At 43.0% G+C, this 12,267-nt stretch carries 8 protein-coding genes; 3 read left to right on the top strand and 5 right to left on the bottom strand.

Features of this window, described 5'->3' with window-relative positions; genetic code table 11:
• Positions 1-37: 37 nt before the first annotated feature.
• A complete protein-coding gene (sltY, locus tag EAE91_RS09840) occupies positions 38-1,954 on the bottom strand; it encodes a murein transglycosylase (protein ID WP_214088341.1) in 1,917 nt (638 codons plus the stop codon).
• Positions 1,955-2,450: 496 nt separating this feature from the next.
• Here sltY and ettA point away from each other — a divergent pair, with 496 nt between their 5' ends.
• Complete coding sequence (gene ettA, locus EAE91_RS09835; RefSeq protein ID WP_214088340.1) at positions 2,451-4,118, top strand: energy-dependent translational throttle protein EttA; 1,668 nt, start codon at positions 2,451-2,453, stop codon at positions 4,116-4,118.
• 38 nt (positions 4,119-4,156) lie between these two features.
• Here the strand turns inward: ettA and EAE91_RS09830 are convergent, their stop codons facing one another.
• From EAE91_RS09830 to serB, 4 genes are all read right to left on the bottom strand, one after another.
• Entirely contained in the window at positions 4,157-4,903 is a 747-nt protein-coding gene (locus EAE91_RS09830; RefSeq protein ID WP_214088339.1) for an ABC transporter ATP-binding protein, read from the bottom strand.
• A gap of 678 nt (positions 4,904-5,581) precedes the next feature.
• Positions 5,582-6,817 (bottom strand): multifunctional transcriptional regulator/nicotinamide-nucleotide adenylyltransferase/ribosylnicotinamide kinase NadR, encoded by a 1,236-nt coding sequence (gene nadR, locus EAE91_RS09825; RefSeq protein ID WP_214088338.1) that lies wholly within the window; start codon positions 6,815-6,817, stop codon positions 5,582-5,584.
• Between the two features lie 13 nt (positions 6,818-6,830).
• Complete coding sequence (radA, locus tag EAE91_RS09820) at positions 6,831-8,213, bottom strand: DNA repair protein RadA (RefSeq protein WP_214088337.1); 1,383 nt, start codon at positions 8,211-8,213, stop codon at positions 6,831-6,833.
• Between the two features lie 34 nt (positions 8,214-8,247).
• Complete coding sequence (serB, locus tag EAE91_RS09815) at positions 8,248-9,225, bottom strand: phosphoserine phosphatase (protein ID WP_214088336.1); 978 nt, start codon at positions 9,223-9,225, stop codon at positions 8,248-8,250.
• A gap of 115 nt (positions 9,226-9,340) precedes the next feature.
• On the opposite strand from serB, the gene EAE91_RS09810 reads away from it, so the two are divergent.
• Positions 9,341-9,985, top strand: coding sequence for a YtjB family periplasmic protein (locus EAE91_RS09810; RefSeq protein ID WP_214088410.1), 645 nt, complete (start codon positions 9,341-9,343; stop codon positions 9,983-9,985).
• Positions 9,986-10,592: 607 nt separating this feature from the next.
• A complete protein-coding gene (locus tag EAE91_RS09805; protein ID WP_244868767.1) occupies positions 10,593-12,257 on the top strand; it encodes a ShlB/FhaC/HecB family hemolysin secretion/activation protein in 1,665 nt (554 codons plus the stop codon).
• Positions 12,258-12,267: the final 10 nt, after the last annotated feature.

Raw genomic sequence — 12,267 nt, 5'->3', positions numbered from 1 at the left:
TTAACTAGTACAGCAGCATAACATAGTTTGCCACAAATCAATAACGCCTTTGCCATTCCGCGTTAGTCAGCACATTTAATGATTTACCCATAAAATGACTATAGAAAACATCATAAACTAAAACATTTTTGACATAATTGCGGGTTTCAGAAAATGGAATGCTGTCAATAAAAGCTATCGCATCGAGTCGCCCATTACTGTTAGATAACCAGCGCTCTACACGAGTTGGTCCGGCATTATAAGCAGCGCTGGCAAGTATCCGATTATTTCCGAAGCGCTGATAAACCGATTCAAGATAAGCAGTACCGATTTCGATATTTGTCAGTGGGTTCATAAGTTGGCTACTGTTTATATATCCTTGGATTCCATTTTTCTTAACCGTATCCTCGGCCGTTTTTGGCATCACCTGCATTAACCCAATGGCCCCGACTGGCGAACTAGCTTGCGGATTCCAGGCACTTTCCTGACGGGCTATCGCCATCGCATAACTTTGAGAAATACCTTTATTTGCAGTGAAGTGACTAAATTCCCTCGGCCATGCTAATGGAAAACGTTCTTCAAGGTAGTCCCACATTTTTCCAGTTATTGTCGCCTGTACACTAAGAGCCGCCCATTTTTGGTCGAAAGCATAACGCGCCAGTTGCTGTTGTTTTAATTTATCCTGGCTGGCGACCAAGTAGCTCCACTCTATGCGAGCAAGATTATCCATTTGCCAATACAGTAGTTCTCTGACTCTCTGTACTTCGGGTATTGAAGCAATAGCAGCGTCTGGCTTTTTTGCGCTATTTATCATCAGCGGATAACTGACATTCAGTTTCTGCGCAGCAACCATTGGATAAAAACCACGGCCTTCTGTCAGCTTACGCAATATTGCCTCACCTTCGCTTTTATTACCCTGTGCCAATAGAACATTGGCTCGCCAATAACGCCATTCCTCTTTATCTTGGTTCTTTAACGGTAGCAATTTTATCCATTGAGCCACACCACGCTCATCTGCATGACCCAACGCCAAACGAATACGACGCTCAAGCAATGCAACAGATTGGCTATCGCGGATCACATCATCACGCCACTTCTCTTGTTCATAGCTCACATCACCCATTAACTGCCAGGCAACAATATCTTTTAATCGCTGACGTTCACTTGCATTCATCTTTTGCACTCTGACAATTGATGGGATGATCGCTCTTGCCTGCTCCGGATCTTGACGCACGAAACGCGAGAAAGCCGCTACAGTGGCTATACGAGTAAAATCAGTCGGCCCAATATGATTAGCAAAATCCGCCACAGTCGCAGGATCATCCTGCAATTTAATCAGCCCCTCACTGATACTTTTGTATCCCAATGGCAATTGTTTAGCGAGGTAACTGACCAACGACGTATTTCCCGCTTTTAACGCAAGGCTGATACGCTGTAATATCAGTTTTGCTGATAAATGGCCGGCTTGCTGCCAAACATCAAATAATTTATCGCAACTGGCTGGTAAAGAGCGACCATTCAACCAAACTTCTTTCGCTCCCTGCCAGGCAACCTGTTCCTCACCGGTAGCCCATTTGGCAAAATAGTAATGACAGCGGGCTGCCGTAGATCTCGGTACCGTAGCCGTGAATGCCAATACCCCGCGCCACTCTTCGCGGCGTGCAAGCTCATTGATAAAACGGGATGATAAAGAACGTGCGGGAGGCAAATTAGGGTGGCGATCAATAAAATCACGGATCTGCGTCGATGTAGCAAGCGACAGATCCTGAGTCAACTCCCGGTATTGCAGATAAGGATAAAGAGGATAGTTTTTCAATGTTGGCATCAGCCTCGCGATTTCAGCCCTATCGCCGACATTCCACGCTTGCTTAATTTGCTGATATCTCTGCCGCTGATTTTCCAGAGAATCAGCGTTTGCTGCTACAGAAATAAAAACTAACCCTATAGCTACCGTAAGGTATTGCCACTTAGCCATTATCACGCTCCTCTGGGAGATAAAATCAAACAGGTTAATATTACGAATACATAAACACCATAATAATATAATTACCACCGCTTACCACATGAATTTATCCTATGATGAGATATATAACCATATATTCATAACAGGTTAGTTTTTTATATAATAAATTAATTCGCTTTAACAAACTCAACCTAAGATCATTTTATTCGAGCAATTGGGTTATATACCCTATTGATTTCAAGATGCATCGCGACGGCAAGGGAGTGAATCCCCGGGAGCATAGCAAACTATGTGACTGGGGTGAGCAAGTGCAGCCAACAAAGAGGCAACTTGAAAGATGACGGGTATAGAGTTTATTGACTTAAATCGGGTAAACTGTGACAAATCGTGTTCAGATGAACATCAATAACCTAAACAGATATAATCAGGCATCAACGCGCCCTGTCCATGCGACTTGCTTCGCAAAACAGGCATTATCACAATCAGAGATAGCGAGGCTTATAGCAACGTGGCTCAATACGTCTACACCATGCATCGGGTCGGAAAAATTGTTCCCCCGAAACGTCATATTCTGAAAAATATCTCCTTGAGTTTCTTTCCGGGAGCAAAAATTGGTGTTCTTGGCCTGAATGGTGCCGGTAAATCGACCTTACTGCGCATTATGGCTGGCATCGATAAAGATATCGAAGGGGAAGCTCGCCCACAACCAGGAATTAAAATTGGCTATCTACCACAAGAGCCTAAATTAAACCTTGAGCACACTGTCCGCGAAGCGGTGGAAGAAGCGGTTAGCGAGGTAAAACACGCGCTGACTCGTTTGGATGAAGTCTACGCAGCCTATGCTGATCCTGATGCTGATTTTGACAAACTGGCTAAAGAACAAGGTGAACTGGAAGCGATTATTCAGTCCCACGATGGCCATAACCTTGATAACCAGCTTGAACGCGCTGCTGATGCCCTGCGTTTGCCGCCGTGGGATGCAAAAATCGAGCATCTCTCCGGGGGGGAGCGCCGCCGTGTGGCACTCTGCCGCTTGCTGCTGGAAAAACCCGATATGCTGCTACTGGACGAGCCAACTAACCACCTTGACGCCGAATCTGTCGCCTGGCTGGAACGCTTCCTGCACGATTACGAAGGTACCGTTGTCGCAATTACCCACGACCGTTACTTCCTTGATAACGTTGCTGGCTGGATTCTGGAACTTGACCGTGGTGAAGGTATTCCGTGGGAAGGTAACTACTCTTCATGGCTGGAACAGAAAGATGCTCGTTTGGCTCAAGAAGCCGCAACAGAAGCCGCGCGTCGTAAATCCATTGAGAAAGAACTGGAATGGGTTCGCCAAAATCCGAAAGGCCGTCAGGCAAAAGGAAAAGCACGTCTGGCCCGTTTTGAAGAATTAAATAGCGTTGAATACCAGAAACGTAACGAAACCAGCGAACTGTTCATTCCACCTGGACCACGCATGGGCGACAAAGTTCTGGCAGTGGAAAATCTAACCAAATCCTATGGCGACCGGGTTCTGATTGATAATCTGAGCTTCTCTCTGCCAAAAGGAGCGATTGTTGGGATTATCGGGCCTAACGGTGCCGGTAAATCTACCCTGTTCCGTATGATTTCCAACCAGGAACAACCCGATTCAGGCACCATCACGTTAGGTGAAACCGTCAAACTCGCTTCTGTCGATCAGTTCCGTGACAACATGGATGATAAGAAAACCGTTTGGGAAGAGATTTCCGGCGGCCAGGATATCATGCGTATCGGTAACTTCGAGCTGCCAAGTCGCGCCTATGTTGGCCGTTTTAACTTCAAAGGTGTTGATCAAGGTAAACGTGTCGGTGAGTTGTCTGGTGGTGAAAGAGGACGGCTGCATCTGGCTAAACTGCTGCAAGTTGGCGGTAACATGCTGTTGCTCGACGAACCAACCAACGACCTGGACATTGAAACCTTGCGCGCACTGGAAAACGCCTTGCTGGAATTCCCAGGTTGTGCGATGGTTATTTCCCATGATCGTTGGTTCCTTGATCGTATCGCAACCCACATCATTGACTATCAAGATGAAGGTAAAGTCACTTTCTTTGAAGGTAACTTTAGTGAATACGAAGACTATAAGAAGCGGACTCTCGGAGCAGAAGCACTGGAACCACATCGCATTAAATATAAGAGAATCAGCAAATAATCATATTGAAAATGGCCTGACAACAGGCCGTTTTCCGCTCAATTATTTAGATATAAGCTCATAGTCTTATTCATTATGTTGTGTGTAAGATACGTATCATGGATAACCTTTCCTTCTTTCAAAGTAATAATACGATCTGCATGTTTGATAAGCCTATTATCCTGTGAAGCCACAACAACCGTACCTCTTTGGTTATGAGCAATAAAATTTAAGATATCAATCGCTATTTGGCAGTCATAATTATCAAGATAATGGGTTGGCTCGTCAGCAAACAAATACCGAGGACTTTTCACAATGGCACTGGCTATTGCTAGCCGTTGTTTTTCATTATCACGTAATTCCTTGGGATATATATCTTTCTTGTGTTTCAGGCCAACAATATTCAGTGCCTTGGTTGCCCTGACTATTGCCCCCTGATGAGAAGCCGTGATTCCACAAGAGAGAGATAATAGCAAATTATCCAGGACCGTAAGTTCATTAGATAAATTAATTCTTTGAAAGATAAAACCACAATTTATCAAATGGAATCTATCTAACTCGAAGTTATTCATCCTCCCCAATTCATTATCAGCAATTAATATTTTTCCTCCGTCGAGAGGCAATAACCCAGAAATCATTGCCAGCAAAGTACTTTTTCCTGAACAGAGATCCCCATTAATCAAAGTAAATTCACCTGGAAAAATAGAAAGAGTGATGTCTGAAATCATTTTCTGGTTAGCTTTACTTTTCGAAAAACCATATGAAATATCAATGGCTTCAATCGTAGCGATTTGATTCAAATTCATTATCTCAGCATAATTAATAGTGTAAGAAATCTGGCATTATCAGTAACTCTTACAGCCAGAGCAATCCGTAAAAATACAGATATTCATCATTATAAGATTACACAAACGAGGGAAAATCATATAAGAAATATCTCAATTGAAAGTATATCAATATTTCTACCAGTGACTATTTCAAATGACTATCTGTATGCTAAAATCAAAATTTTACTAAACAAGATCAACTCATTCCTATCGACCATTCATTAACAATAGGCAACTATCTTGTCAGTACAAATAAAAAAATAACATCAGACAAATAATTTTTTATAGATAAAAACACCTTAATATCATAACAACATGTTAAAATTAATATTTAATTATCATAATAACAGCGAAACATCGAACATTAAATTATTAATAAAAAAATCAACCTTCTCTTATTCCCCAACCAATCAAAGATACAAAAACTTTTATTTATAAATCAACCGGGAAGTATTTAATTATTAATTTTGTTTTTATTCAAGAAATAAATAATCAATATAAGTATCAAAAATATTAATAGCTGTTATATATTTTATTACTTACAAAAAAAAATAAAAATATCCAGCCACAGCGCATATTGTGATTGGATATATATTTATTAATTTATCATATAAAATATTATATATGAATCTAATTACAAACGATTCAACTGACGTTTCATTTCGGATTAGCCGCTAAAAGTTGCTGAATTAGTTCAATACAACGCAGGAAACGCTGATCATAATCGGGTGAATCCACATTGACATATTCAATATTATTACTTTTCAGCATATCCTCCAGCAGTTGCTGGAACTCTTTACGATCCTGCTCGCTGCCAAGACTACGCAAACCATCAGCAACCCAAGGGGTATTGTTTTCCAGTAGAATGACCAAATCAAATCGGTATTCATCAATTAATGCCTGAACAAACGGATGCTCACGTCCTTCATATCGCTTACAGAATGCCTGAGTAGTGACAAAATCGGTATCTATAAATGCGACCTTATTCGCATATTTTACGGCAAAATCAATATACTGAGCTTGCCCTAATGCAATCTTGTCATAGTCCGAATATTGTAGCGCCATCTCATCTCCCCCCAGATGAGAAAAAACATAATCACGACCATATTCCCAAGCGCTTGTCGTATTAAAAATATTTGCCAATTTGTTAACTAACGTGGATTTACCACTGGACTCGCCACCAAGAATCGCTACGGTACGAACAAAGAAAGGTTTGACTTCCGTAGGAATATATTCCCAATGACGGAATGGGTCCTGGCGAATATGCCGACCACTGATTTTCATAAATGAGCGCTGTGGATCGATAAGAATTGTCTCAATTCCTAAATGCTCTTTATATCGGGGAGAATCCTGAGTTTCACTGGAATATATATAAGTTGGATTAATGCCTTTATTTGACATAAAGGCTTTCATACCGTCACTCCACACATCCCAACCATGTGGATAGGGTTCAATTCCCTGTTCATCAAAAGAGTGAATATGGATATTTTTCTGATATTTAAACGTTTGAAGCAACCAGCGCAGACGATCGCTCACTGTGGGTTGCTGAGACATGGAACTGCTCATAAACAGTTCCCGATCTCTAGGCTCGTCATGGCAAAGAATAATATGCAACTCATCCACCTGACTACAAGCCCGTTGAATCAGATAGATATGCCCGGTATGTAATGGATAGAACTTGCCGAATACCACTCCAACAGTTTTATTTTGTACAGGATATTGCAACCTCAAATAGTGATGGAGAGCAGCCAGTTTTTGGGCACTGGGACTTTTAATTTTGTCATTAATCAATTGGCTGAGATAACCCTTGGTCATACCACTTGCATCGGCAACCTGTTGCAACGTATAACCTGTCTGTTTAATCGCTTCTTTGAGGTAGTCAAATTGGCCCATATCTCCCCCCTGTTTAATCAAAATCATCCATAACAGATAACGCATCCGCCAACTTTTTCACACCAAAAACTTGCATCTCTGGCAGCGTTTTTTTTGGCATATTGGCATAAGGCACTATCGCCCGTTTGAAACCATGTTTAGCGGCTTCGGATATGCGTTCCTGTCCACTGGGAACAGGGCGGATTTCTCCTGCCAACCCAACTTCACCAAATACAACTAAATCACGGGGTAACGGCCTATCCCGAAAACTGGAGACTAAAGAGAGCAGTAAAGCGAGATCCGCGCTGGTTTCCGCCACCTTAACGCCTCCCACCACATTCACAAACACATCCTGATCGGACATTTGCAAACCACCATGACGATGAAGAACCGCCAACAGAATAGCAAGCCGGTTTTGCTCCAACCCCACAGCCACCCGCCGTGGATTGGTCATCATTGAATGATCCACCAGCGCTTGAATCTCTACCAACAGAGGACGAGTCCCTTCCCACACCACCATGACAGAACTACCAGCGGTAACTTCATCACCACGGCTCAGAAAAATAGCGGATGGATTACTCACTTCACGCAATCCTTGTTCTGTCATGGCGAATACACCAAGCTCATTAACGGCCCCAAAACGGTTTTTATGACTCCGTAAAGTGCGAAAGCGGGAATCCGCTTCACCATCAAGCATCACAGAGCAGTCAATACAGTGTTCCAACACTTTCGGCCCCGCTAATGAGCCATCTTTAGTCACATGACCAACCATAACAATGGCAACACCGCGAGTCTTAGCAAACCGAGTCAGATAAGCCGCGGTCTCTCTAACCTGAGCGACACTCCCCGGAGAAGATTGAATATCCGCCATATGCATCACCTGGATAGAATCAATCACCATCAACTTTGGCTGCTCCTGCTCCGCAATCAGACAAATTTGTTCAATGCTGGTTTCTGACAACATATTCAGATTATCAGCCGGCAACCCCAACCGGTGCGCACGCATTGCAACCTGCTGTAATGACTCCTCCCCAGTGACATATAAAGTTTTCATCTGCGCAGACAACTGACACATCGTCTGCAACAACAAGGTACTTTTCCCGGCTCCCGGATTACCGCCAATCAGAATCGCGCTACCGGGAACAACCCCGCCGCCAAGCACCCGATCGAACTCTTTAAATCCGGTAGAAAAACGAGGAAGTTCTTCCAGACTAATCTCTGATAATTTCTGAACTCTGCTGACGCCAGCATCTCCCGCATAACCGCTAAACCGCTCATTACGGGAAGAAGGTGCTGCGGCTAAGCGCACCTCCGTAATGGTATTCCAGGCATGACATGCACTACATTGTCCCTGCCAGCGGGGATAATCCGCCCCACACTCATTACAGACAAATGCCCGCTTTGCTGCTTTTGCCACTCTGCACTCCTAAAGACTATATTAACGCTCTTCATTAACGCTCTTCGTGTTTGAGACCGCCACTTAACACACACAATACTCCCATGAGATCAGCATGACGGATGGTCACTTTCGACTGCGCATAAACCTTCGGTTTAGCATGGTAAGCAATACCTAACCCTGCTTTGCGGATCATCTTCAAATCATTAGCGCCATCACCAATCGCGACAGTCTGTTCCAATGGGATATCCAGTTTTTTCGCCAACTTCACCAATGTGGCAGCCTTATATTTAGCATCAACAATTGGCCCGATAACCTTACCTGTCAACTTGCCATTTTTTACTTCTAACTGATTGGCTGCCGCTGCCACCAAACGTAAATTCTGACGCAAATGGTCGGCAAAATAGGTAAAACCACCCGATGCGATTGCCACATGCCAATCGAGGGATTGTAACTTACGCACCAAACTGGTCAGCCCCGGCATAAGTGGCAAATTTTCTACAACCTGCCGCAGAATATCTGCATCAGCCCCTGCCAACTGAGCAACTCGCTCCCGCAGACTATCAGAAAAATCCAACTCTCCTTGCATCGCTCGCTCGGTAATTTCAGCGACTTTATCACCTACGCCAGCCAAACGGGCTATTTCATCAATACATTCAATTTGAATTGCCGTTGAATCCATATCCATCACGAGCAAACCCGGTGATCGCAACCGAGGGATCTGCCCCAAAGGCACCACATCCAACCGACATTCATCAGCTAACCGCTTAATACGCGTAGTCAAATTCCCGGCAATACGTACTACCTGATAATCATCAATGCGCCATGAAGAGACAATGACAATAGCAGCGCCAAGCCGATGCTGAAAATTGCTGATACGTTGTTTATCCAAGCCACGACCATATATTAACCAACCACTATCACCAGCCCGGTAATCCAATGGCATAACTTCTTCACCACTTAACGAAAGTGGTAATCCCGGCCACTTATGGACCTCTTCCGGCAAATAGTGATAAGCCAGGTTATTAGACATTAATCCCTACTCCTGTAATCCCACATGATTTGACAGTAAAAAATTGCGCTTCAAACTATCCTCTCTGTACTGCATCTGGCAACATTGCATGAGCCAAAGCTTGGAAGAGATAACTATGATCAAAGCTAAATTAAAATTCCGACTGCATAAAACAGCTATTATATTGATTTGCATTGCTTTATTAGTATTTCTAATGCAGGGCGTTTCTTATTTTAGCCGTTCTCACCAACAAGCCCAGATGGATCAATTTGAAGAATTGGCAAAAACCTTGGCAAAACAAGTTGCATTCAGCTTATCTGATTATATGGAGAGTGGCAGCAAAGATCTTAATAATGAGCAGATACTGGCTAATTTGCATCATCTGACAACAAACAGCCGCATACTTGATGCCAGTGTTTATCTTAACAATGGAACACAGGTTGCTCATAGCGGAGAGAACGTCTCAGTACGGGATCGTCTATCTTTGGATGGTAAAAAAGCAGGCAGCTATTTTAACTACCAGATAGTCGTTCCCATCCCAGGAAAAGATGAGCCAAAAGGTTTTCTGCGCCTGACACTGGATACCCACAAATTGGCAACCGAGTCCAAGCAGGTGGATAACACGACTAACTTACTTCGGATCATGATCTTACTCGCTTTAGCAATTGGTTTTATTCTGGCGCATAACCTATTGCAATTAACGCCAAGTCGATGGCAACAATCGCCTTATTTACTGACAGCCAACAGTAAATCAAGTGAAGAAGAGGAAAAATCAGAGTAAAAACTTTTCGTTAAATCATCTCGATATCGAAACTAATAGCGGCAGTTTATTTTGTTATTCAGTCAATTCGCAAATGGAGCAGGAAGGCGTGATGAATTGATTCTGATAATCAAAAGGGAATAAATAAAACTCAATGCCGCTATAGAATAAATGAGAATGAAAACTATTTACTTCCCAATCAGCAATGAGTTAAAACTTCATCCCTTTGCTGAAAAATAAACAGCCAGCAATTGATAAAAAATAATCAATCTTACCTGAAAGAAAAAAATCCTTCATTCATTTAATACCCAAGAAAATAGTTTCATATGTTATTTTAACCATATTTACATAATAATATTCTTAGTGATATGTATCACATATTTATCAATATATAGAATTAAATTAAAAATACCTAATATTAATTACATAACTCATTAATTAACAAAGTATTTTCCATTATTGCTCATTTTCTAACAAAAACATATCCAATTGTTTTTATTGTAGATTTATAACAACCCGTATTTTTCAATCACATCAGTGATTAATATCCACATATTGATTATTAAGTCAAATTCATGACTAATAGCGCCCCAAAAATTATATGATGCGTGCGGGATGCCAAAGAATAATGAAAAAAAAGGTTATTATTTTTGCTAGTTTTCTTATTGTTACTACCGATGTTAAAGCCGCCGAAATTTCAGATCAGCAACTCATTCATCAACAAGAACGACAGAAAGCACTGGAAGCCCAATTAACACCGCCACCGGCGGATATTCGTCTGTCTGTTCCAGAAACAGCAGTACCTTCTCAATTTCCTGACGATACGCCCTGCTTTCCCATTACGCATGTCGTTCTTGAAGGCACGGAACATTTTCCTCACTGGTTACCTCTAAAGCGTTTAGCCCAACAGGGAGAAAACCAATGTCTGGGCACCCAAGGGATCAATATATTAATGACTCGGATACAAAACCGGTTAATTAATCATGGCTATGTCACGAGCAGAGTATTAGCTCCCAGTCAGAATCTTAATTCCAAGACATTAAAACTCATGATCATACCGGGCAAAATTGGGCATATTCGCTATACCGCTGAAAGTGGCAATTATATTCAACGGATAACCACATTCCCTCCCCGTGAAGGGGAGCTGCTTGACCTACGGGATATTGAGCAGGGATTAGAAAATTTACAACGCTTTCCTACTGTTCAAGCCAACATGGAAATTGTACCGAATGAACAGTTAGGAGAAAGCGATATCGTGCTGAACTGGCGTCAGTCAAGACACTGGCGACTCGCTAGTTATCTGGACGATTCAGGTTCTAAAAGTACCGGACGTTACCAAGGCGGATTAACTTTATATCTGGATAATCCTCTTGCGTTGAGTGATCTATTTTATATCTCCGGTGGGCGCGATATTCACTCCCCTTCTGGCCGCAGCAGCAAAAACTACACCATCCACTACTCCCTACCGGTGGGATACTGGATGGCAGGCATCACTGCCAGTAATTACGATTACAACCAAAAGGTAGCTAGACCAAATGGAGACGACAAATACAGCGGCGAAAGCAAAAACCTGAATGTCCAACTCAGCCGAATCCTGCATCGTAACGCCAGTCAGAAAACTGTGGTTAACGGCGAAATTTATCGTCGCACATCCAAAAGTTTCATTAATGACCTGGAAATCGACGTACAGCGCCGGGAAACGGCTGGCTGGAAATTGGGATTATCTCATCGTCACTACATCGGTAGTGCAACCTTGGATGCCGGAGTGACTTACCAGCGGGGAACTCGCTGGTTTGGGGCACAGCCCGCGCCAGAAGAGGTCCGTGGCGAAGCCACTGCCTTAATTAAAACAACCCAGTTTTCTGCGGCACTTTCTGCGCCATTTACCCTATTTTCTCAGCCATTCGTCTACAAAACCCAGTACCTGCGCCAAATAAGCGCCAGGACGTTGACGCCACAGGATCAATTTTCAATTGGCAACCGCTGGACCGTACGCGGATTTGACGGCGAACGTACGCTGAATGGAGATCATGGTTGGTACAGCCGTAACGAACTGGAATGGCAAACACCGCTGAATGGTCAATCCCTATATATGGGCATGGATTACGGCGAAATTGGCGGACCGGGGAATGAGCAACGACTGGGAAAACATCTGGCAGGTGGCGTTCTGGGCTGTCGCGGCAGTCTTAAAGGCGTGAGCTATGACCTGTTTGCCGGTATCCCGCTATCCAAACCGGATGGCTTCCAAACCTCATCAGTCACAACCGGATTCAGTTTGTACTGGCAGTACTAATTCAAAATAA

This window comes from Photorhabdus noenieputensis, assembly GCF_018448935.1.
Lineage (GTDB): Bacteria > Pseudomonadota > Gammaproteobacteria > Enterobacterales > Enterobacteriaceae > Photorhabdus > Photorhabdus noenieputensis.
The sequence above is the reverse complement of the archived record's forward strand: the minus strand, read 5'-3'. Positions and strand labels throughout refer to the sequence as shown.